Origin of the sequence: Bacillus sp. BP-3 (genome assembly GCF_028401955.1) — a bacterium.
In the GTDB taxonomy this organism is placed as follows: Bacteria; Bacillota; Bacilli; order Bacillales; family Bacillaceae_G; genus Bacillus_A.
In genome coordinates, this window is the sequence record NZ_JAQOTJ010000002.1 from 283,308 (window position 1) to 303,787 (window position 20,480).

A 20,480-nucleotide genomic window follows, 5' to 3' on the forward strand; every position below is an offset into this window, starting at 1 on the left:
AGGTGAGGATTTGGAACGAATTAATAGTCTTGCGAGGACATTAAATATTACTGATGTCATTGGTGATCCACAGTTCAAAGTAGCCGCTGCTCTTTCTGGGGGATTAGGAACTTTTATTAGTTTTCTATATGGACAAGCTAATCTAATTTGGATTACAGCACTAATTTGGATTGTGGTATTGGATTGGATTACTGGTATTAAAGTAGCGAAGAAAGATGGGACATATGCATCAGAATATGGAATTGAGGGCATTGCACGAGCTGTAGTGCTTTTTCTTTTGCCTTCATTTGCTCATGTGATTGATATGTGTTTTAAACTACCAGACATATTTTTCTTTGCGGTAACAGGCGGTTTAGTCTATCACATCTTTAATAGTTTTACAGCTAACTGCGCACGCGTTGGTTGGGAAAAATGGATTCCATCACGTTTATTAAAAAGTGTTTCTTCTGAAATTGAAGCGAAAATAAGACGTTCAGAATCTAGAAAAAGCAGAAATTAGTATTTTTAGTTACAGCGCTGTTAAATTGACAGTGCTTATTTTGTAAGTTGGAAAAAAACAAAAACAAATTGGAGGAATTTGATATGTCATTAGTAACTTTAGAAACTCAAGTAGTACAAGCTTTAGGGGGTATTTTATGCGCTGTAATCACAACTGGAATCGGTGTGTTAACACCACGAATTAAATCTTATATTGAAGCTCATACAGACGCTAAAACAGCGACTGTAGTAGCAGATTCTCTAAATACTCTTAATAAAATAACTGAGTCCGTTGTAGCTGATTTTACGCAACGTATGGTTTCAGATGTGAAAATGAAAGGTGGATGGACACCAGAACTAGCTAATCAAGTAAAAGCAAATGCTGTATCAGCGATTAAAGAGCAAGGTGCACAACTTATTCCACTGTTGGAAAAAGAAGTCGGTAATGTAGAAAAATTGATTGAATCTACAATCGAGCAAGCAGTTTTAAAATCAAAAACAAAGTAGATCGATTACTCAATTCATTATGTATGCAGGGCATTCCGATTAGGAGTGCTCTTTTTATATTCATAAAAAAGGAGATAATGACTAATGACTAAAAATATCGTAGACATTTCAAAATACAATGACTCTATTAATTGGGACGTAGCTGCTTCAAATCTTGATTTAGCAATCTGTAGAGTGCAATATAGTTCAAATAAAGTGGATTATTTATACAAAGATCATGTTAAGAACTTAGAAGAAAGAGGTATTCCACACGCGGCATATGCATATGGTTGCTATGTATCTGTGGAAGATGCAATTGTGGAAGCAAAAGACTTTATGAATCGTGTGAGTAAAAACGCTAAATTCCTTGTTTTAGACGTTGAAGACGACACTCTAGCAAGCTGTGGTGCTACTAATCTAGCAAAAGCATCACAGGCATTCATTGATACTTGTAAAGCAGAAGGATGGAAAGTAGGTTTCTATGTATCTCATCATATGTACGGCTCTTATGGATTACAAAATGTACAAGCTGATTTCCTTTGGATTCCACGCTACGGCAAAAAACCTGCATATCCTTGTGATATTTGGCAATATGCTGATAATGCAACAGGCGGTTATGTAGAAGGTGTCGGCAAATGTGATGTAAATAAACTTATTGGCGATAAGTCACTAGAGTGGTTTATAGGAAATGATTCTCAACTTGCTCCTCCACAAGATGGCGTTTTAGGATATCTTACAACTACAGCTGATGTGGCTAACATTCGTGAACAACCTAGTGTAGATTCACCTGTAAGAAGACAAGCTGTGAAAAATGAAGGTCACACATACTATGATTGGCATTACGATGGTCAGTATTTCTGGTACAAAGTAGACACTGAAAACTGGATGCGACAAGATACCGTTAAAATTAATAAAGATGGAAAATCACAAGGTGTCGTTTGGGTAAATGGTACCAATATCAACTTACGTAGAGGTGCATCATTAGGAGACCCTGTTATTAACCAAATTACTAAACGTTCAGCGTATGATGTGCATTGGCGTTATGAGAACTGGATTTATGTAAAGGGCGAGGGTGTTGAAGGTTGTATGTATTTTGATGAGTCTTATGTAAATTGGCTTAGGTAACTAAAAGAAAGCCCTGATACTCTTAAATCGAGTATCAGGGCTTTTTGTTTTGTAGGAAATATAATTATTATTTAAGGGCAAATATATGGTGTTTAATGATTGATATGCCTTCTTTTCTATGCAATTATGCATATGTAAAAAAAGGAAAATGGTAGGTGGAATGTTATATAATTATATTATAAATATTTTTTTTGTAAAAAATTAACTTTTGTAAATTGAAATTATTATAATTCGAGTAGTTATATCAAACTAAAATTATTATTGTTAGGGAAAGAAGTGGGTGTAATAGCTTTCTTAATATAATGTAATTTTTGGGACTGCATTAAAAAAATTATATAATAAGAAATAAAGGGTTAAATTTTATGATTTACTTATTAAAAACATGGTGTTTTAATGAGGGTGTAAGGTCCTTACATCCAATGAAGGTAAAGGAAATAAAAACAATCTTTCATTTCTTTTACATCTGTATTTTGAGATCGGTAAATAGTATTGTAATATGTACATTTTGTTATTCTGAATTCAATGGACGGAAAATTCAGAAAAAGCATTAAGGGAATATTCCGTAACTAGTACGGCATCCCTTAATAAAATTCATCCTATCTTATAGAATAATAGAAAAATCAAATATTGTAAATATAAACGAAAATGTAATCTAATAAAGGGAGATAACGATATGAAGAAATCTAGTAAGAAGACAAAACAAATTTTATCTTTAGCGATGATTGGTGCTATTGGTACATCGGTTGCATTTGCATCACCAAATTCAGCAAGTGCTGCTCAAATTAGTCCTACTCAAGCTATGGCACAAGAACAAGAAAGTGTAGGTATAGTAGATTGGAAGGAGCCTTTCAAAAAGGCATATGCATTCCTTCAAACGCCGTCCCCAGCTCATGGTTTATATCCAACGTATTACGGAATAGCGTATAAAGATGTACCCTTGAAGGACGTTGTTTTAGGTCAAGTTTACCAATCGTCAGTGGAGGCAGACGGCTCTCCTGTCATCACTAATTCAAAAGGTTTATTTGCTGGGAAGACAATTTTAAATAATGATACAGACCGAGATCAAGTTCTTACTACGGATGAATTCTCTAAGACGTTTGAAAATTCTGTTACTAGTTCTGTTACAAATGGCTTTAACTTAGGAGTAACAGCTTCTGCATCATTTGGTATTCCACTTATTGGAGAGACAAGTGTTGAAATATCTACTGAATATAATTTTTCAAAAACAGATGAGAATACAAAGACTGAAAGTTACACGTATACTGCTAGTCCACAAAATATTACAGTACCGGCACATTCTGCTGTAGAAGTTATTGTAAACTTAAATACTGCTAAAATAAATGGAAATGTAAAACTTCTAACTAAATTGGATGGTTATATAGAGGGGGAGACTAATAATCCATATGTGAGTCAAATTCCATTTTATACTATAGCGGCCGATCCATTCGTAAGAAAGCAGTTTCCTATAAAAAGTGTTGATCCTAATAGTACACAAGTTTACTTGGAAGGAAAAGGGAAATACTCAGCTGAATATGGAACAGAATTTTCTGTTACTGTAAGACCTGTAACGAAACCTGGTTCATCCACTTCTAAATTTAGAAGCGCGGTTGCTGGAGCTACCAAGGCAACTAACGAAGGTTATACTTATAAAGTAAAACCAGAAGTTAAAAAAGAAAACTAAAGTAATTAAAAGAGCTAACTCTTAGGTGTTGGCTCTTTTTTTATGCACTTTTTTCATTTTAATAGAAGAAATTAACATAAATTACTTTACTTACGTAAAGTAAAATGGTATAATAAGAGTATAAAGAAAAGGAGGTGAAAACAGAAAGATGATGAACAGCTTAATAAGTTTTCTTCTTGAATCTACCAAGTGGATTCCTTACTTGAAGATTTTCACATCATTGTTTACTACATATAAAACAGTGAAGGCAATCAAAAGCTATGTGAAAGAAAGATTTAAGAAGAAAACAAAAAAGCGTCCTAGACGTAGAGGGAAGAGAGTCCGCCACAGACGACTTCCAAGACATCTAAAACGCTAAACCAACGAGAAGCCTAGCTACTAGGTTAGGCTTCTTAAATAAAATATCATCTTTCTAAATGCTATGTCAAAAAAACTTATTGTATTAAACGTTTTATGCTTATTATTTGCAGGACAATTTTTGATATCTACGGACTTTAGCAATATGAGTACATTTGATTATGTTTATGCAGGTGTTTTATCTTTGTGGGCAATAGTCATTCTGACTTACATTGTAGTTTCAAGACTTGGAAAGGGGAAGTGAAATGTATAATTTCAAGGGCAAAGAAGAACTTGTAAAATTTATATCTGAAGAAACTGTAAATACTACCGAAGCCGTAAGCATTCTTGGATGTTCACGACAGTATATACACCAGCTTGTTACAGAAAAGAAATTAGTCCCCATTAAGGAAATGCCCCGAGATCGATTATTCTTTAAACAAGACATACTAGACAGAAAAGATATGAAGAAAAATAAAGCTAAAAGCCCTCTCATGTGAGAAGGGCTCTTTTTTTATGATTCCATCCTGTTATCGACTTTTAGATAATGCACGTAATATGGGCTTTAAGATTTTACTTATCAAGCGTGTAGCTTTAAATATCGACCTAACAACTTTCATAAAGTTAGAACGTTGTTTCATTATTAGTTATACCGTCCTTTGAATATGATTATAAATCAGATATTTTTCTAACTTCTTTTTCTTTCGATTTAAATGATTTCTTGTATTGCTTGAATTCGTTTTTATCGACTCTAAACTTTTCACCTGTAGCTACATTTTTTACTAAACATGTTTTAGTCAAAGCTTCTTTTATTACATAAATAATTGCAAATAATATAAGAGATAGTCCCAGCGTAAGGATGCCTGTAAGAATTGCAGACATAATAAATATTGCATCGAAAGTTGTATTTACTTTTTTTAATATTAATCTGTTCCCGGCAGCAGCCTCCGCTTGTTGTAGTTGTTGCATAAGTTGTAACGATGTAACTGTGTTAGAGTCCATAAAATTACCTCCAGTGAAATAATAAATCCATTATATCAAACTTTGGATATAGTGGTATTATTTATCAAAATTTCACTTGATTGTATACATCTTTACTTGCTCAAGTAATTGAGTAACTTTTTCATGTCTTTCTCTTAGTTCATCTAAATGTATATTTGTAATGGCAGCATTTCGCATAAAAAAGTTTTTATGAGAATGCCATTTATAAACAAGGTGCGCAACCTCTTGACGATTTTCATGCTTTAATAATAAAGCTGCAATATCTTTTTGCTTTGAATAAATATCTCTAATCAATTGGTCTTTTTCGTATGCTACTGGATTGGTAATCATATAAGTTCTCCTTTTAAGATTTTAATAGTACGTGACTTGGATGGATCACGGTGAATATATCCTTTCTCTTCTAAATGCATTAAGTGTCCATGCACTGTGGAACTAGATGCGAGTCCAGTTGCTTTGCAGATTTCCCTAACAGTAGGAGGATATCCGTTTTCAATGACCCTTTCTTGGATGAAAGTTAATATTTCAGCTTGTCTACTTGTTAATGGTTTCATGGTGCGTACCTCGCTTTATGTATGGAATATCTAACCATATAATAACAAGTTAGTGTTAAAAAATCAAACACTTGTTCGTATTTCGTTTAGGAGTTATGCTCCCATAAACTCTTTATCAAAATAAAACTTGTCCATCAAGTTATTTACAATACCGTTGAAATAAGCGAACATACCATTTTTCATTTTTACATTAGCTTTCACCTTCATAACAAACTCTTTAATAGCATGTACACCGATTTCAATCTCCTGGTCTTTATTAAATGCTGTATCACCTGTTGTATAGTTAATAACTCTGTTGCACTGTCTTACGACCTTCCACAGTTCTTGAATTGTTTTTGATTCTGTATAAAAAGAGCTAGTTAAAGAAGCAAAACGTTCTGGTACCCAATGAGACACAAAATCAGCTTCTTGGATATTATTAATCGGTATATTGCTATTCTCATTACTATTACGTTTGTTTATATTTTTTATATTTTGTTTTAAGGGAATAGAAGTTGTTTTATTGGTCGGACACTTCTCGGACTTTTCAATAGGTGTCTTGTTGGACACTTCTTCCACAATAGGTTGAATAACAATTGCATTAGCAGTTTGCAGCATATCAGATTTACGTTTCATAGATACTTGCTTTATCATGTCCAGGTCCACAAGTTTCTTCATTAAACGTTGTACAGTTTTATATGAAACTTCTAACATGTCAGCAAGCTTATTCTTACACATGAAACTAACACCTACATATTTGCAGCTATGGCGTTTTAAAATTTCAAGTAATGTAATGAGTCTAGATTGTACATCGGCACGTCTAACAGACGTTTTAATAACGTCTCTGTATGTACGAATAGTTTTGTTTAGTTCTTCTAATTCTTTAAATGATGATAAGTTGTGGAAGGATTCTTCACTTGCTATAACGTCAATGCGTTTCTTTTCCATAATAGTCCTGTCTCCTTTTCGGAAACAAAAAAGCAACGGCCTGTGTAAGCAAACCGTTGCTAATAAAACCCATATGTACTAAAATAGCCATATGAGTACAGCAAGTGTTTGCCTGGGTAGATCAGGCGGACGGTTAATAAAGTGTTACCAGCACCTTATTGACACGCTGTGCTCTTTTGTTTGTCCTAAATTGTAGTTGCCTTGAGTTTGGGCAGCTCATGACGGGCCCTCAATTGTTGGCGCATTTAGGGCAAATTCATGTTTGGTTTAAGGAGTATAATATAAATATTAAGGACTAAAACTGAAGGTCATAGCCTGTAAGCTATGACCTTGTTTCTAATAAGGGTATTTGAAATTTTTTTCCTCTTCCGTTGTTGTTAAGGTAATACGTCACAGATTGAAATATCTTTTATTCCTTCTACACACGATTAGAACGAATAGATTTCCAAACCTATTGGATGCACAGACCGCAAATTAAAAATAATACAAGGACAAGTGTAATAGTTGCCCCCTAATTTATCCCGCTATTTGCGGGCAGTAATACTCCCGCCTCAAAATTTAGTGGAAGCAAAGAAATTAGGCGGCCCGTAAAAGCCCGCTTGGTTCAACTACCCTTCAGTGGAAAAGGCGCCCACTAAAGGAAGTTTCACTTTATATGAAGACGTGAATCCTAAAAACGTACTATCTCTAAGGGAGCAGTAGGCTTTTCTCAGAGATAGTATGTTGAACCAAACGGAATTGTTGAGAGATCAGTTGGATATATGACATAATGATGTGCAACATGATGGGGCATAACATGATGATATACGACATGTGCAAAAAGAGGAGCTGTTTCCATCATTTGGTGAATTGCATGAAGTGTCTGTTGTGCAGCACCATATGTGACGGCGGCACCTACACCTGCTTGTCTTGTGGTGTTAAAAACCGGATTTATCATAATGATTCATAGAACTCCTTTATAGTAGTTGGATTCTTTTTATATGTTATGCCCTATATATAGGGAAAGAGCGTACCTTTAATCAAATTAGGTAGCTTACCTATTAAATAGCTTTATGAATCTATTTTAGATAATGTGGATTTAGAAAGAGGATTTCAATATGAAATCCTCTTTCTGTAATTTTGTTTAAAGGCGAGCTATTTATGAGAATGGTTTAACTTTCCATCTGAAATATTACCAATAAATGGAGTATCAATTTGTTCATATGCCCTTTCACCGTGAAGGGAAAGATCGAGCCCCATTGTCTCTTCATGCTCATGTGCACGAACGGGGAGAAATAAACTAATTCCTTTAATGATTACATACGTCACTATAGCTGTGAATGTATAGGTCGCTCCAATTGCGAGGAGTTGTTTCCAAAGAAGTGCAGCATTTCCGTAAAATAGTCCGTCTGCGCCTGCGCTGTTAACGGATGTTGTAGCGAAAAGTCCTGTTGCAATGCCGCCCCAAGTTCCCCCGATACCGTGACAACCAAAGGCATCGAGCGCGTCGTCGTAACCGAGCTTATGTTTTAAGAAATAAATTGCCAAAAAGCAAAGGGCACCGCCGATTGCGCCGATGAGAAGAGCGGAGGGTGGTGTGACGAACCCGCAAGATGGTGTAATCGCGACGAGACCAGAAACAGCTCCGCAAGCGGCGCCTAGTACAGTTGGTTTTGTTTGGAAGAACCATTCTGTCAGCATCCATGTGAGCGCGGAAGCAGCTGCAGCAGTATTTGTATTAATAAAAGCGGTGAGGGCAACATCATTTAATGTTAATGTGCTACCGACGTTAAAGCCGAACCAGCCAAACCATAATAACCCCGCTCCTAGAATTGTAAATGGTAAATGATGCGGCGAAGAGTCGTGAGCATCCTTTCGTTTTCCAAGGAAAATAGCTAATACGAGACCAGCCACGCCTGATGTAATATGAACAACATTTCCTCCTGCAAAATCGAGTGCACCAAGATTGCGAAGCCATCCACCAATGCCCCAAACCCAATGAGCAACGGGGTCATATACAAGTGTCGTCCAAAGTAAGATGAAGATAAGAAAAGCGGAAAATCGCATGCGTTCTGCGAATGCGCCGGAAATTAAAGCGGGAGTTAAAATTGCAAACATAAGTTGAAACATCATAAATAAGTTGTGTGGAATTGTTGCGCTGTAGGCTTCATTTGGTGTGAACGTAACATGTTGTAGACCAAACCAATCAAAATTACCGATAAGTCCATTCCAATCAGGTCCAAATGCTAAAGAATAACCGATGAAAATCCATTGAATAGACACGATTGCCATGGCACTATAACTGTGCATCGTTGTACTCAGTACATTTTTACTGCGGACCATTCCCCCGTAAAATAAAGCAAGCCCAGGTGTCATAATCATCACCATGACGGTGGCTAAAAAAAGAAATACTGTATCCTCCATATGCATCGTTTTCCCTCCTATGATGTAATATAAGTTAACATCAAATGAATATATTTAGTATCATATTCAATAAATAAAAATAAATCAACAGGTTTTTCTGAAAATTTAATTCATTATGTAAGGAAATGTAACATGTCGTATTTCTATGTTATTTAAATGCGTTAGTATACGGGAGGAATATAAATTGTTATACTTTTCTTATAATTAGAAAATTTGGGGGAAGCAATGTGAAGAGGGAGTTAGGGAAATATATTCTATGTTTTATATGTCTATTGTTTGTATTTCAATTACCTATTCATGTGTCAGCGAAAGAAATGAGGCCGTGGGAAGATGAAATTGTGTATTCTATTATGATTGATCGTTTTAATAATGGTGATTCTAGAAATGATAAAGGGATTGATACGGGTAATTTAGAAGCATATCAAGGAGGAGATATCCAGGGGATTATAAAACGACTGGATTATATAAAAGAAATGGGATTTACTGCTATATTGCTGTCGCCGCCCGCTGCAAGTAGTGGTTATGATGGGTATCAGCCAACTGATATAACAAAAATGAATGAACATTTTGGTACAATGAAGGATATGCAGCAACTCGTCCAAGAAGCACATAAGCGAGATATGAAAGTGATGCTTGAATTTGTAGTGAATAATGAAGATAAAACGGGGACGATTGAATATGCGAAACAATGGATTAAGGAGACGGATATAGACGGTTATCATTTGATACATAATGAAAATATTCCGCAGTCAGTTTTGAATGAAGTGAGTACATCTATGCAGAGTGTGAAACAAAACTTTTTTGTAATAGCGGATACGCAAATAGAAGGGGTAAAAGGAGTATTGAGTCAAGCTTATCAGCAGCGTATGATAGATGTGTTTGCAAAGCCGAACGTTTCTGTAAAGTCATTGCATGATGTGACGAAAAGCAGCGGTGCTAGTTTGGAAGGAACGTTTGTGGATAATAGCCAAACGGAGCGTTTTGTTAGAAAAGCAAAAGAAAATAAATATTTTCCACCGGCCCGCTTGAAATTAGCGCTTGCCTATTTATATACATCACCCGGCATTCCGTTTGTATACTACGGTACGGAAATTGCATTAGATGGAGGAGAAGCGCCTGATAATCATCGTTTAATGGATTTTAAATCAGATGAGAAGTTTTTGCAGTATATAGGGAAATTAGGAGAACTGCGCAAAACATTACCGTCTCTTCGTTATGGAACATTTGAACTATTATATGATAAAAATGGTATGAGTATAATAAGGCGCAAATATAAAGATGAAACAACATTTATCGCGATTAATAACACCACAGAAACAAAAAAAGTGGAACTTGCTGCAAATGAATTTGGGAAAAATCATGAGCTGCGCGGATTGTTAGAAGATGATAGGGTGCGAGAAGAGAACGGAAAATATTACATTGTGCTGAAAAGAGAAACTGCAAATATATATGCGCTTGCAGGAAAGTCAGGGTGGAACTGGTCGTTTATTGCCGCTTTAGTAGGTGTGAATGTGTTATTTATCATCTTTCTTGTATTGGTAAAGAAACGAAAAGGAACGGAATCGTATTGAAATATAAAAGGAGCTGACCAAAAAGTGGATTTTGGTCAGCTCTTTTTTATGTATGACTATCGGTAGTTGATAAATTGTACGTCAATTGATAAATCAGCTCCGCGTACAGCTGAGATAACTGCTTGTAGGTCATCTCGGCTTTTTCCTGTTACACGAACTTGATCATCTTGTACTTGTGTTTTTACTTTTAATTTTAATTCTTTAATAATGTTATTAATTTTTTTAGCATTTTCTTTATCGATGCCTTGTTGTAATTTTGCACGTTGGCGTACTGTACCGCCAGAAGCGCTTTCGACTTTTCCATAATCTAAGTTTTTAATCGGAACTTCACGCTTAATTAATTTTGAAATCAAAACGTCTTTTACTTGGTCAAGTTTATACTCATCATCAGAAGTTAAAAGGATTTCCTCTTTTTCTAATTTAATATCACTTTTGCTTCCTTTAAAGTCATAACGATTTTGAATTTCTTTTAATGCGATGTTAATAGCGTTTGTTACTTCTGGAAACTCTACCTTTGAAACAATATCAAAAGAACTATCTTTTGCCATAATAAGCACCTCCAAATTAAATTCCACCTCTACCCCGCCTTAACAGGCTGTAATATCCCACTTAAAGTATAGCGGGAAATACATTCGTAGGATAGGCGGGATAAACAGCCCATAAAGGCCAGGTTGGTTCGACTAATAATTATTGAAGAAGACCGCCTCAATGATTAAAGTCTCACTTTATTATAGAGAATTTTAGCGAGTTGGACAAATAAAGGAAAAAACGTGTATAATGAAACTTTGTTTGGAATGATAAAAAAAATAAAATAAAGCTGTTATCGGTGCGGATATTTTTACAGTAGGAAACAATGAAGATATCACCCGTTAGAATAAGATAAATTATATAGAAGGGAAGTAAATATATGAAGTTACAACCAGGAGCGATTGAAGAAGTAACGGTTTTACGCGAAACAGAAATTGGATATATGGTCGGTTACGAAGAAGATGAAGTGTTTTTACATAAAAATGAGGTAGCTGGAGAAATTGAAGAAGGCGACACGATTGATGTGTTTTTATATCATGATCATCAAGAACGTTTAGCGGCAACGATGAAAACACCGCTTATTACAACGGAAAACTGGAATTGGGTAAAAGTTGTGGAAGTGAAGCCTCGTTTAGGGGTGTTTGTTGATATCGGTGTTTCGAAAGATATATTAATTCCAGCTGATGAGTTTCCAATTTATACACCAGTATGGCCGCAAGAGGACGATGAGTTATATTGTACATTAAAACTAACAAATCGCGGCCGTTTAATTGCTCTTCCGGCAAGAGATGCGGACATGCAAGAAATTGTAGTAGAGGCGACGCCGTCTATGCGTAATAAAAATGTAAATGGTCGTGTGTATCGTTCGTTGCAAGTAGGGTCGTTTGTTTTAACGGATGAACATTTCCGTGCATTTTTGCACTGTTCTGAGCGCAAAGAGCAAGTGCGTATTGGAGAGCGCGTAACAGGACGTATTATCGATGTGAAAGAAGATGGAACGATTAACATTTCTCTTCTTCCTCGTAAAGAAGAAGGAATGGAAGATGATGCAGCGGTTATTTATGAGTATATGGAAAGCCGCGGCGGTGCAATGCCATTTTGGGATAAGAGCCACCCAGAAGATATCGGGGAGCGTTTTCAGATGAGTAAAGCAGCTTTCAAACGTGCTCTTGGTAAATTGATGAAAGAAGAAAAGGTTTATCAAGAAGAAGGTTGGACATATTTTAAAAAGTAATAGAAAAACAGCCGAACAAATGTAATTTGTTCGGCTGTTTTTATGATTGCCCTAAACGTGCAAAAGTATCTTTTAAGTCATCATCTTTAACTTTAATATTCTCTTTCTTTAATTCGTCCATTAATACTTTTTGGCGCCACGTATTATCTTGTATACGCTCAGTTTCAAGTGTTTTGCGAATAGAATTTTTTACTTCGTCGTATGGCTTTAAGTCTTTTTTGTCTGTCAATTTAATAATGTGGTAGCCTTTTGATGATTTTACAGGTTCACTTATTTCACCGACATTTAATTTATAAGCTGCATCTTCAAACTCGGGTATCATTTTTCCGGGTCCGAAGTAACCTAAATCTCCACCATTATCTTTTGAAACCGTATCTTCTGAATATTTTTTTGCTAATTCTTCAAATGATGCACCGCCATTTAATTGTCTTTTTATATCGTTAGCCGTTTGTTCATCGTTTATTAAAATTTGACTAGCTTTAATTTCTGGTTTATATCTAGCCTTTATGTCTTTTTCAGTTATCGTTTGCTTGATTGCCTTATCAATAGCTAAGCTAGAGCGAATTTGCTTTTTTAAATCGTCTTCGTTTTTCATACGATTACTTTCAAGGAACGTTTTAAAATTATCGCCTGCTTGGTCTTTCACTTTTTTAAATTCCTTATCAACTTCATCATCGGATACTTTATATTTTTTAGTCATAATATCTTGTGCCATCATTTCATAGAGCATATCTTTTCCGAAGCGTTCTTTTAACGCCTTATCAAATTCGCCTTTTGTTATCGTACTAGTAGTAGAAGTTGCAATGGGATCGGAACTATCTTTTGGATTGCAGGCAGCTAACATTAATGTACCGAGCGTCGCTGCTGCAATAAATAATTGTCTTCGTTTCATGTAAACACCTCATCCGAAAATTGTTATTACTATTGTAGAAAAAGGAAGTGAACATGATGTGAACTCGAGATGACTTTTGTAAAAATAAAAAAGTACATCAACAAAATGTCGATGTACGATGAGGGTTTGTTTATATGAAATAGAGGATTCTGGTCTAAATTATAAGAATTGGTTACTGATGAAAGTTGCATATTATAGATGATCTGTCTTTTTGGAGTAAGCGCGTTTTCCTTGCTGAATATTTTTTTGTTGCTCTTCATTTTTTTGCGTGCGCTTTGCGTTGTTATCACGTGCTTTTTTGTCGTTGTCACTTGTATGAGGCATATGGTTCAACTCCCTTCAAAACGGTTGTACGTTTATCATTTCCGTTTTCGTTAAGACTATGTATAATGTATACGATGGAATTTATATAAAGGTGGACTGGAAGATATGGACTTAAAACTGAACTATGCTGAGCTTACAAAGAAATTAGTCGTTGTTATCATTGCTGGTTTGTTAAATGCGATTGGAATGAACTTGTTTTTAACACCTGCGAAAGTGTACGCAAGCGGTTTTGCTGGATTGTCGCAATTACTTTCGCAAGTGTTGGGAGATTTTCTATCAATACATATTTCAACGGGAGTTCTTTTTAGCTTGTTTAATATTCCGGTTGTTATTTTAGCTTGGAAAAAAGTAGGGAAGTCCTTCACATTCTTTAGTTTTTTAAGCGTTGCATTTATGACATTGTTTTTAGAAATAGTGCCAGTAAAAGCGGTATCTCATGATATTATTTTAAATGCCATTTTTGGAGGGGTAATTTCTGCAGTAGGAGTAGGACTTGCTTTAAAGTTTGGAGCCTCAACAGGTGGTTTAGATATCATTGCGATGATTTTATCTAGAGTAAAAGATAAGCCGGTCGGAACATATTTCTTCTTGTTTAATGCGATTATTATTACTCTGGCCGGTTATTTATATGGCTGGGAAAAGGCTCTTTATACGTTAGTGACATTATATGTATCTTCGCGTATTATTGATGCCATACATACGCGTCATGTGAAAATTACGGCATTAATTGTAACGAAAAATGGAGCTGAGGTGCGAAAGGCAATTCATGAACGATTAGTTCGAGGAATTACCACAGTTCCAGCAACAGGTGCGTTTACAAATGAAAATAAAGAGATGTTAATGATTGTTATTACTCGTTATGAGTTATATGAATTAGAAAGAATTATAAAAAAAGTAGATCCAGGTGCATTCACAAACATTCTCGAAACGGTTGGGGTGTTTGGATTGTTCCGTAAAGATTAATAAAAAGAGGACCGTATTTGGTCCTCTTTTTATTTGTTTCTCTAGTCGTAGTTACTCAGTTGTTGAAATGCTTTGAAGCTCTTCTTGCATTTCGCGTAATTGTACTTTTTCGGCAGTAGAAGAATTGGTATAAGCGGACAACAATGCATTTTTTGCTTGATTAACAAGTGCTTGCTGTTCGCTGTCATTGGAACAAGATACAGCTTGTGAGACGGCATCTCGTGCTTGTTGGAATAGTAAGTTACTCATTAGAACCCTCCGAGAGAAGAGTTATTTCGTTCTTTTTCTGCTTCAGCTAATGTACCACGGTATGGGAATCTTGCATCGTGTTTCATAACAGAATCTGTCCCTTGTTGCACGAAACGTTTTGATTTGTTCTTTTTACCCATTCGTAATGCCCCCTTTTAGCAGAAAAGCATGGACACATTTGCTGTGTCTCCTATAGTATGTGCGATTGGCGTCATACTATAAGTAGGGAATTTTCACCTTACAATCCAAGTGCCTCCTCTAAATAAAGAGCAATGCCGTCTTCTTCATTTGATAACGTTATGTGATTTGCTAATGATTTTAATTCTGGAATGGCATTCCCCATAGCGATTCCGTGCCCGGCAAATTCAATCATTTCAAAATCGTTATCTTCATCACCAAACGCGATGATACGCTCTTTTGGGATATGGTAGTAATTTGAAATTCTTTGTAAGCCAATTGCTTTATTTAACCCGCTTTTCACGATTTCAATAATCGGCCAAGGAGCTCCCCATTTACGGTGATCGATTACTTCTGCATGCATATCTGTTAAATGTTGACGAATAAAGTTTGATTTTGACTCATGTGCATCAATTAATAAGCAAGTTGGATGATCTTGTAAAATGTTGAGTAAATCACCTGTGAAAATTTTGGGTGATCCGAACTCAAAAATATGTTTTTTGTCTTCATCAAGTTGTTTCATATATACATCATCAATTACTTCTGCATAAATATTTTCCACTCCAAATTCCATACACGTACGAACGATTTCTTGTGCAGTAGTAAGTTCAAGTGGAGAGTGATGCATTCCCCAGTTCGTATCAAGTGGATGATGAACGTATGCGCCGTTGAAATTTACAATCGGTGTATTTAAGCCAAGTTCTTTATAATATGCATGACTCGCACGAAATGGACGGCCCGTTGAGATCACAACGATATGGCCTTGTTCTTTTGCTTTTGCAATGGTTTGTTTTGTACGAGCTGAAATTATTTTTTGATCTGTAAGTAAAGTGCCATCTAAATCTAATGCAATTAAATGCTGTTTTTTCATGCGTCTCACACCTTTTATAAAAAGTTTTGTGTATATTCATCTTAATTCCTGTACGATCACGTTGTCTACTATTTGTCATTGGTAACGAGAAAAGTCAAGTTTTATTCTGAAAGTTCGAATAATGTTCCTTTCCTTTTGTACAATTTGTGAAAGGGGTTACAAAGCGGGGGGTATCATGTTTATAATGAGAATGTAATCTTCTCGTATAAGTTGTTTGACTCTCCTTTGATGCTGGTCTTTATGGCCAGTTTTTTTTGTTTCTACATATACTGATGTATCTCCTGCTAAAATGTGTAATTTCATTATATGAGCATGGTTTCCTAAACATAACAGAAAAGGTTTTGTAAAATGGGACATACTAAAGATGTAATAATGGAATGGAAGGAGAATGAATATGGGACAAAGTCATCGATTCCGAGCTGGTCAAAAAGCACCCAATGATGGTATCTATGTTGAAATTGGTGAAACAGGGAGTATGGTTAAGGATCCAAAAATGGTAAAGCTCTCTGCTGGAGATAAATTTCCGGAAGTTACAAACCAAAATAGACAATGGACATATAAACGAAGACCATAAGAAATCCCGCAGTTATAAGCTGCGGGATTTCTTGTGGTAAATAAGTAAAAAAAGATAACAACTCAGTCACTCTATGAAAAAAAGGCAGAAGAGCATTTTTTTAAATGGCCAGGGAGGGACTGGTTATGTATAGGAGCGGTCAAGGCCTTTTCCTGTCACACGCAAAGGCTGAAAACATCTATATGCTAAAAATGAAAATAACTTTTTATAGATAATAAGGGGTGTATTTTCACAGGAATCATCTCCCTTACCAAACTCCTGAATGAAATGTATGGCTGAGTAGTTACAAAAAATAAGATCGTCATAAAGTTCTCATCGTTGAATAAAATAGGTAATTTGTCGTATAATCAAATCAAAGGTCAAAAAAAGTCAAACTATAAAGGAGTTGTGGCACGATGGACTTAAATCGAATGACGACAAAAACACAAGAAGCGATTATGGGTGCACAATCAATTGCTACTAAGCATCATCATCAAGATATTGATATTGTACATCTTTTAGCCGCGCTTCTTCAGCAGCAAGATGGATTAGCAATACGTATTTTTCAAAAGATGAATATAAATATAGATCAGTTAATGCAGGCGGCAGAACGCTTACTAAAGCGAAAGCCATCGGTTACAGGAGGCGGCGCAGAAGTAGGCAAGATTTATATTACAAGCGCACTTCAGGGGCTGCTTGTAAGAGCTGAAGAAGAAGCGAAGCATTTGCAAGATGATTATATTTCAGTGGAACATATTCTTCTTGCATTATGTGATGAAAAGAGAACGAGTGATATACGTGAATTATTTGTGTCACTTCGTATTACGAAAGAAGCGTTATTGCAAGCATTAACAGAAGTTCGGGGGAATCAAAAAGTGACGAGTCAAAATCCAGAAGTAACATACGAAGCTTTAGAGAAATATGGTCGTGATTTAGTAGCGGAAGTAAGACAAGGGAAAATTGATCCAGTCATTGGACGTGATAGTGAAATCCGCCGTGTGATTCGCATTTTGTCGCGTAAAACAAAAAATAATCCTGTATTAATTGGTGAACCTGGTGTTGGGAAAACAGCAATCGTTGAGGGATTAGCGCAACGTATCGTTCGTAAAGATGTACCGGAAGGGTTAAAAGATAAAACGATCTTTGCGCTTGATATGAGCGCGCTTGTTGCAGGTGCGAAATTCCGCGGTGAATTTGAAGAGCGCTTGCAAGCGGTCTTAAATGAAATTAAAAAGAGTGAAGGAAAGATTTTATTATTTATCGACGAGCTGCATACCATTGTAGGCGCTGGTAAAACAGAAGGAGCAATGGATGCCGGAAATATGTTAAAACCAATGTTAGCGCGTGGAGAGCTGCATTGCATCGGGGCGACAACGCTTGATGAATATCGCAAATATATTGAGAAAGATCCGGCATTAGAGCGTCGTTTCCAACAAGTATTAGCTGAAGAGCCGACAGTTGAAGATACGATTTCTATTTTGCGCGGTTTAAAAGAACGATTTGAAATTTACCATAGTGTGAATATTCATGATCGTGCTCTTGTCGCAGCTGCAACGTTATCGGATCGCTATATTTCTGATCGTTTCTTACCAGATAAAGCAATCGATTTAGTTGATGAAGCATGTGCAACGATTCGGACAGAAATTGATTCGCTACCAACAGAGCTAGACGAAATCACGCGTCGTATTATGCAGTTAGAAATTGAAGAGGCTGCGCTCAGTAAAGAAACGGACCGTGCAAGTAGGGAGCGCCTGCAAACATTGCAGCGTGAGTTGTCGGATTTAAAAGAAAAAGCGAGTGGAATGCGGGCGCAGTGGCAAAAAGAGAAAGAAGAAATTCATAAGGTGCGCGATTTACGCGAAAGCTTAGAGCGTTTGCGAAGGGAGCTAGAAGAAGCGGAAGGAAATTACGATTTAAATAAAGCAGCAGAGCTTCGTCACGGCAAAATTCCAGCTGTAGAAAAAGAATTGAAAGAAGCGGAAGAAGCAAGTGCGAATAAACAGCAAGACAACCGTCTTCTTCGTGAAGAAGTAAGTGAAGAAGAAATTGCAAATATCGTATCGCGCTGGACTGGTATTCCGATTGCAAAGCTCGTAGAAGGAGAACGTGAGAAGTTACTTCGTTTAGAGCAAATATTATCAGGGCGTGTCATCGGACAAGAAGAGGCGGTTGGTCTTGTGGCGGATGCAGTGCTGCGCGCTCGTGCTGGAATTAAAGATCCAAATCGTCCGATTGGTTCGTTCATTTTCTTAGGACCGACAGGTGTTGGGAAAACAGAACTTGCGAAAACATTGGCGCAGTCATTATTTGATAGCGAAGAACAAATCATTCGAATTGATATGTCTGAGTACATGGAAAAGCATGCCGTATCTCGATTAATCGGAGCGCCTCCTGGGTATGTCGGATATGAAGAAGGCGGCCAATTAACAGAAGCTGTGCGCCGTAAACCGTATTCTGTTATTTTATTAGATGAAATTGAAAAAGCACATCCGGAAGTGTTTAATATTTTATTGCAAATGTTGGATGATGGTCGTATTACAGATTCGCAAGGACGTACAGTTGATTTTAAAAATACAGTGATTATTATGACATCCAATATCGGATCGCAATATTTATTAGAAGGGTTAGGAGAAGATGGCTCTATTCAAGAAGAAGCAAGAAATCTTGTAATGGGACAACTTCGCCGTCACTTTCGCCCAGAGTTTTTAAATCGTGTGGATGAAATTATTCTCTTTAAACCACTTACAACAAATGAAATAAAAGGTATTGTTGATAAAATTGTGAAAGAGTTGCAAAATCGTTTAACAGACCGCCATATTACAGTAGAACTTACCGATGTTGCAAAAGAGTTTGTTGTAGAATCTGGATTTGATCCAATGTACGGTGCGCGTCCTCTAAAACGCTACGTACAGCGCCAAATTGAAACGAAGTTAGCGCGTGCGCTTATTGCGGGCACGATTACAGATCATAGTCATGTATTGATTGATGTTTCAAATAACGAGATAGTTGCCAAAGTTCAATAAAAAAAGAGTCCGGGTATCCGGACTCTTTTTTATTAATGCTGCTGTGCAGGTTCGTTTGGAATTAAAGCTCCAAGTACGATTACAAGTACAGTAATAACTACAGAAAAAATAGACGCTTGCCCAAAATCGTATGTAACGCCTGGCGTCATCGCGCTAATTACGTAGCTCATCATTTGCACAAGCAAGAACGACCAGAAAAAGGCCCAAAATACACGCATCTTCTTACACCTCTATTCGTTCAGTTTGTTTTTATTGTATCATAACTCGAAAAAGAATATAGAAAAAATATTTGTCGTTTTTGCAAAGCAAATTGCTTTTTGTATCATACATTATAAAAGAGTAAATTAGATGTTGTCATATAAGGCGGGAGAAGTATGAGTATTACAGAACGTTTTTTCTTTTTAGAACAAGAGCCATGTGTAATTCATTTGCCAGAAAAGCCAAATGGATTTGGGATACTGTTATTAGGCGACTACAATTACTTCATTGAGAATGGTACAAGTTTATGGCTGCAACATGCCGGGCGGTTACAATTTTTAAACGAATTGCGAAAGAAGGGTTATACAATTTTTTCTTCTAATTTATACGGCAGACATTGGGGGAATGAACAAGCAGTTCGTTTAGCGAAGCGGCTGTATCATGTCGTCATGAAAAAGGAGATTTTAAACGAAAAAATTCATATTGTAGCAGAAGGAATGGGGGCACTTGTTGCCCTGCAAATGATGGCGCGGTATCCTGAGTGTGTGCGCTCTGTTCTTATGTTTAATCCGTGCCTTCATTTACCGGCACACGTTGAAATTGAAAAAGAGCACAAATTTTTTTATAAGCGGTTAATTCGTGAATTGATGCAAGCATATGATGCAACAGAATCGGAATTGCGACTGAAAATTGAAAAGAAAGCATTTCCGTATTTAGTATCCTCCATTCCGGTAAGAATATTTGTATCTGCTCAAGAAAAAAAGGAACGAAAACAGTTGCTTCGGGAATATGAAAAGAAGCGTTTGCAAGAAAATTGTCCGACTTCATTATCCTTTCATTTACAAGATGTAAAATATAAAATGGCGCAAAATGCATGTCAGTTTTTTAAGTGGTATGAAGATTTATAAA

General features: G+C 36.3%; 23 protein-coding genes and 2 pseudogenes. 12 read left to right on the plus strand and 13 right to left on the minus strand.

The window, feature by feature from the left end:
- Nucleotides 1-10: 10 nt before the first annotated feature.
- From PLX19_RS04430 to PLX19_RS04450, 5 genes are all read left to right on the plus strand, one after another.
- Nucleotides 11-499, plus strand: coding sequence for a phage holin family protein (locus PLX19_RS04430; protein WP_272187292.1), 489 nt, complete (start codon nucleotides 11-13; stop codon nucleotides 497-499).
- Between the two features lie 83 nt (nucleotides 500-582).
- A complete protein-coding gene (locus PLX19_RS04435) occupies nucleotides 583-984 on the plus strand; it encodes a hypothetical protein (RefSeq protein ID WP_272187293.1) in 402 nt (133 codons plus the stop codon).
- 84 nt (nucleotides 985-1,068) lie between these two features.
- Nucleotides 1,069-2,088, plus strand: coding sequence for a GH25 family lysozyme (locus tag PLX19_RS04440; RefSeq protein WP_272187295.1), 1,020 nt, complete (start codon nucleotides 1,069-1,071; stop codon nucleotides 2,086-2,088).
- A 673-nt stretch (nucleotides 2,089-2,761) separates the two neighbouring features.
- Nucleotides 2,762-3,769 (plus strand): ETX/MTX2 family pore-forming toxin, encoded by a 1,008-nt coding sequence (locus PLX19_RS04445; RefSeq protein ID WP_272187296.1) that lies wholly within the window; start codon nucleotides 2,762-2,764, stop codon nucleotides 3,767-3,769.
- A 602-nt stretch (nucleotides 3,770-4,371) separates the two neighbouring features.
- Complete coding sequence (locus tag PLX19_RS04450; protein ID WP_272187297.1) at nucleotides 4,372-4,605, plus strand: DNA-binding protein; 234 nt, start codon at nucleotides 4,372-4,374, stop codon at nucleotides 4,603-4,605.
- 169 nt (nucleotides 4,606-4,774) lie between these two features.
- On the opposite strand, the gene PLX19_RS04455 is transcribed toward PLX19_RS04450, so the two are convergent.
- The 4 genes and pseudogenes from PLX19_RS04455 to PLX19_RS04470 all read right to left on the minus strand — a co-directional run bounded on the left by PLX19_RS04455 (nucleotide 4,775) and on the right by PLX19_RS04470 (nucleotide 6,585).
- Nucleotides 4,775-5,107 carry a hypothetical protein gene (locus PLX19_RS04455; RefSeq protein ID WP_272187298.1) on the minus strand — a complete coding sequence of 111 codons (333 nt, stop codon included), beginning with the start codon at nucleotides 5,105-5,107 and terminating at the stop codon, nucleotides 4,775-4,777.
- Nucleotides 5,108-5,179: 72 nt separating this feature from the next.
- A complete protein-coding gene (locus PLX19_RS04460) occupies nucleotides 5,180-5,437 on the minus strand; it encodes a hypothetical protein (protein WP_272187299.1) in 258 nt (85 codons plus the stop codon).
- A gap of 14 nt (nucleotides 5,438-5,451) precedes the next feature.
- Nucleotides 5,452-5,658 (minus strand): annotated as a pseudogene (locus tag PLX19_RS04465) (LexA family protein); the annotation flags it as partial.
- A 93-nt stretch (nucleotides 5,659-5,751) separates the two neighbouring features.
- Entirely contained in the window at nucleotides 5,752-6,585 is an 834-nt protein-coding gene (locus PLX19_RS04470) for a helix-turn-helix domain-containing protein (RefSeq protein WP_272187300.1), read from the minus strand.
- A 206-nt stretch (nucleotides 6,586-6,791) separates the two neighbouring features.
- Between PLX19_RS04470 and PLX19_RS26120 the strand changes: the two are divergent.
- Nucleotides 6,792-6,884, plus strand: a pseudogene (locus tag PLX19_RS26120) (aspartate--ammonia ligase); the annotation flags it as partial.
- A 410-nt stretch (nucleotides 6,885-7,294) separates the two neighbouring features.
- Here the strand turns inward: PLX19_RS26120 and PLX19_RS04475 are convergent.
- Together PLX19_RS04475 and PLX19_RS04480 are read right to left on the minus strand one after the other, a co-directional pair.
- The gene (locus PLX19_RS04475) at nucleotides 7,295-7,522 is read right to left on the minus strand and encodes a hypothetical protein (protein ID WP_272187301.1); all 228 of its coding nucleotides are present in this window, start codon (nucleotides 7,520-7,522) and stop codon (nucleotides 7,295-7,297) included.
- A 197-nt stretch (nucleotides 7,523-7,719) separates the two neighbouring features.
- Nucleotides 7,720-8,994, minus strand: a complete 1,275-nt coding sequence (locus PLX19_RS04480) for an ammonium transporter (protein WP_272187302.1) — start codon at nucleotides 8,992-8,994, stop codon at nucleotides 7,720-7,722.
- 221 nt (nucleotides 8,995-9,215) lie between these two features.
- Between PLX19_RS04480 and PLX19_RS04485 the strand changes: the two genes are divergently transcribed.
- Nucleotides 9,216-10,559, plus strand: a complete 1,344-nt coding sequence (locus PLX19_RS04485) for an alpha-amylase family glycosyl hydrolase (protein ID WP_442869023.1) — start codon at nucleotides 9,216-9,218, stop codon at nucleotides 10,557-10,559.
- A gap of 56 nt (nucleotides 10,560-10,615) precedes the next feature.
- Here PLX19_RS04485 and PLX19_RS04490 read toward each other — a convergent pair whose 3' ends face one another.
- Nucleotides 10,616-11,107, minus strand: a complete 492-nt coding sequence (locus PLX19_RS04490) for a YajQ family cyclic di-GMP-binding protein (protein WP_272187303.1) — start codon at nucleotides 11,105-11,107, stop codon at nucleotides 10,616-10,618.
- A 359-nt stretch (nucleotides 11,108-11,466) separates the two neighbouring features.
- Here PLX19_RS04490 and PLX19_RS04495 point away from each other — a divergent pair, with 359 nt between their 5' ends.
- Complete coding sequence (locus PLX19_RS04495; protein WP_272187304.1) at nucleotides 11,467-12,321, plus strand: CvfB family protein; 855 nt, start codon at nucleotides 11,467-11,469, stop codon at nucleotides 12,319-12,321.
- Nucleotides 12,322-12,361: 40 nt separating this feature from the next.
- Here the strand turns inward: PLX19_RS04495 and prsA are convergent, their stop codons facing one another.
- Nucleotides 12,362-13,213 carry a peptidylprolyl isomerase PrsA gene (prsA, locus tag PLX19_RS04500; RefSeq protein WP_272187305.1) on the minus strand — a complete coding sequence of 284 codons (852 nt, stop codon included), beginning with the start codon at nucleotides 13,211-13,213 and terminating at the stop codon, nucleotides 12,362-12,364.
- Nucleotides 13,214-13,405: 192 nt separating this feature from the next.
- Nucleotides 13,406-13,537, minus strand: a complete 132-nt coding sequence (locus PLX19_RS04505; RefSeq protein ID WP_090915794.1) for a DUF3941 domain-containing protein — start codon at nucleotides 13,535-13,537, stop codon at nucleotides 13,406-13,408.
- A 105-nt stretch (nucleotides 13,538-13,642) separates the two neighbouring features.
- On the opposite strand from PLX19_RS04505, the gene PLX19_RS04510 reads away from it, so the two are divergent.
- The gene (locus tag PLX19_RS04510) at nucleotides 13,643-14,500 is read left to right on the plus strand and encodes a YitT family protein (protein ID WP_272187306.1); all 858 of its coding nucleotides are present in this window, start codon (nucleotides 13,643-13,645) and stop codon (nucleotides 14,498-14,500) included.
- Nucleotides 14,501-14,551: 51 nt separating this feature from the next.
- Here the strand turns inward: PLX19_RS04510 and PLX19_RS04515 are convergent, their stop codons facing one another.
- The 3 genes from PLX19_RS04515 to PLX19_RS04525 form a co-directional block, all read right to left on the minus strand.
- The gene (locus PLX19_RS04515; protein ID WP_272187307.1) at nucleotides 14,552-14,749 is read right to left on the minus strand and encodes a DUF3813 domain-containing protein; all 198 of its coding nucleotides are present in this window, start codon (nucleotides 14,747-14,749) and stop codon (nucleotides 14,552-14,554) included.
- A complete protein-coding gene (locus PLX19_RS04520) occupies nucleotides 14,749-14,889 on the minus strand; it encodes a competence protein (protein WP_272187308.1) in 141 nt (46 codons plus the stop codon). The genes PLX19_RS04515 and PLX19_RS04520 overlap by 1 nt, the downstream gene beginning before the upstream one ends.
- Nucleotides 14,890-14,987: 98 nt before the next feature.
- Nucleotides 14,988-15,797: a Cof-type HAD-IIB family hydrolase gene (locus PLX19_RS04525; protein WP_272187309.1), complete on the minus strand. Its 810-nt coding sequence runs from the start codon at nucleotides 15,795-15,797 to the stop codon at nucleotides 14,988-14,990.
- A gap of 394 nt (nucleotides 15,798-16,191) precedes the next feature.
- Here PLX19_RS04525 and PLX19_RS04530 point away from each other — a divergent pair, with 394 nt between their 5' ends.
- Together PLX19_RS04530 and clpB are read left to right on the plus strand one after the other, a co-directional pair.
- A complete protein-coding gene (locus PLX19_RS04530) occupies nucleotides 16,192-16,371 on the plus strand; it encodes a YjzC family protein (protein WP_020059836.1) in 180 nt (59 codons plus the stop codon).
- Between the two features lie 395 nt (nucleotides 16,372-16,766).
- Nucleotides 16,767-19,373: an ATP-dependent chaperone ClpB gene (gene clpB, locus PLX19_RS04535; RefSeq protein ID WP_272187310.1), complete on the plus strand. Its 2,607-nt coding sequence runs from the start codon at nucleotides 16,767-16,769 to the stop codon at nucleotides 19,371-19,373.
- 32 nt (nucleotides 19,374-19,405) lie between these two features.
- On the opposite strand, the gene PLX19_RS04540 is transcribed toward clpB, so the two are convergent.
- Entirely contained in the window at nucleotides 19,406-19,591 is a 186-nt protein-coding gene (locus PLX19_RS04540; protein ID WP_272187311.1) for a YjzD family protein, read from the minus strand.
- A gap of 156 nt (nucleotides 19,592-19,747) precedes the next feature.
- Here PLX19_RS04540 and PLX19_RS04545 point away from each other — a divergent pair, with 156 nt between their 5' ends.
- Complete coding sequence (locus PLX19_RS04545) at nucleotides 19,748-20,479, plus strand: alpha/beta hydrolase (protein WP_272187312.1); 732 nt, start codon at nucleotides 19,748-19,750, stop codon at nucleotides 20,477-20,479.
- Nucleotide 20,480 lies beyond the last annotated feature (1 nt).

Coding starts and splice junctions, on each gene's coding strand:
- PLX19_RS04435 (WP_272187293.1), top strand. CDS start 583: ATGTCATTAGTAACTTTAGAAACTCAAGTAGTACAAGCTTTAGGGGGT.
- PLX19_RS04440 (WP_272187295.1), top strand. CDS start 1,069: ATGACTAAAAATATCGTAGACATTTCAAAATACAATGACTCTATTAAT.
- PLX19_RS04445 (WP_272187296.1), top strand. CDS start 2,762: ATGAAGAAATCTAGTAAGAAGACAAAACAAATTTTATCTTTAGCGATG.
- PLX19_RS04450 (WP_272187297.1), top strand. CDS start 4,372: ATGTATAATTTCAAGGGCAAAGAAGAACTTGTAAAATTTATATCTGAA.
- PLX19_RS04455 (WP_272187298.1), bottom strand. CDS start 5,107: ATGGACTCTAACACAGTTACATCGTTACAACTTATGCAACAACTACAA.
- PLX19_RS04460 (WP_272187299.1), bottom strand. CDS start 5,437: ATGATTACCAATCCAGTAGCATACGAAAAAGACCAATTGATTAGAGAT.
- PLX19_RS04470 (WP_272187300.1), bottom strand. CDS start 6,585: ATGGAAAAGAAACGCATTGACGTTATAGCAAGTGAAGAATCCTTCCAC.
- PLX19_RS04475 (WP_272187301.1), bottom strand. CDS start 7,522: ATGATAAATCCGGTTTTTAACACCACAAGACAAGCAGGTGTAGGTGCC.
- PLX19_RS04480 (WP_272187302.1), bottom strand. CDS start 8,994: ATGCATATGGAGGATACAGTATTTCTTTTTTTAGCCACCGTCATGGTG.
- PLX19_RS04490 (WP_272187303.1), bottom strand. CDS start 11,107: ATGGCAAAAGATAGTTCTTTTGATATTGTTTCAAAGGTAGAGTTTCCA.
- PLX19_RS04495 (WP_272187304.1), top strand. CDS start 11,467: ATGAAGTTACAACCAGGAGCGATTGAAGAAGTAACGGTTTTACGCGAA.
- prsA (WP_272187305.1), bottom strand. CDS start 13,213: ATGAAACGAAGACAATTATTTATTGCAGCAGCGACGCTCGGTACATTA.
- PLX19_RS04505 (WP_090915794.1), bottom strand. CDS start 13,537: ATGCCTCATACAAGTGACAACGACAAAAAAGCACGTGATAACAACGCA.
- PLX19_RS04510 (WP_272187306.1), top strand. CDS start 13,643: ATGGACTTAAAACTGAACTATGCTGAGCTTACAAAGAAATTAGTCGTT.
- PLX19_RS04515 (WP_272187307.1), bottom strand. CDS start 14,749: ATGAGTAACTTACTATTCCAACAAGCACGAGATGCCGTCTCACAAGCT.
- PLX19_RS04520 (WP_272187308.1), bottom strand. CDS start 14,889: ATGGGTAAAAAGAACAAATCAAAACGTTTCGTGCAACAAGGGACAGAT.
- PLX19_RS04525 (WP_272187309.1), bottom strand. CDS start 15,797: ATGAAAAAACAGCATTTAATTGCATTAGATTTAGATGGCACTTTACTT.
- PLX19_RS04530 (WP_020059836.1), top strand. CDS start 16,192: ATGGGACAAAGTCATCGATTCCGAGCTGGTCAAAAAGCACCCAATGAT.
- clpB (WP_272187310.1), top strand. CDS start 16,767: ATGGACTTAAATCGAATGACGACAAAAACACAAGAAGCGATTATGGGT.
- PLX19_RS04540 (WP_272187311.1), bottom strand. CDS start 19,591: ATGCGTGTATTTTGGGCCTTTTTCTGGTCGTTCTTGCTTGTGCAAATG.
- PLX19_RS04545 (WP_272187312.1), top strand. CDS start 19,748: ATGAGTATTACAGAACGTTTTTTCTTTTTAGAACAAGAGCCATGTGTA.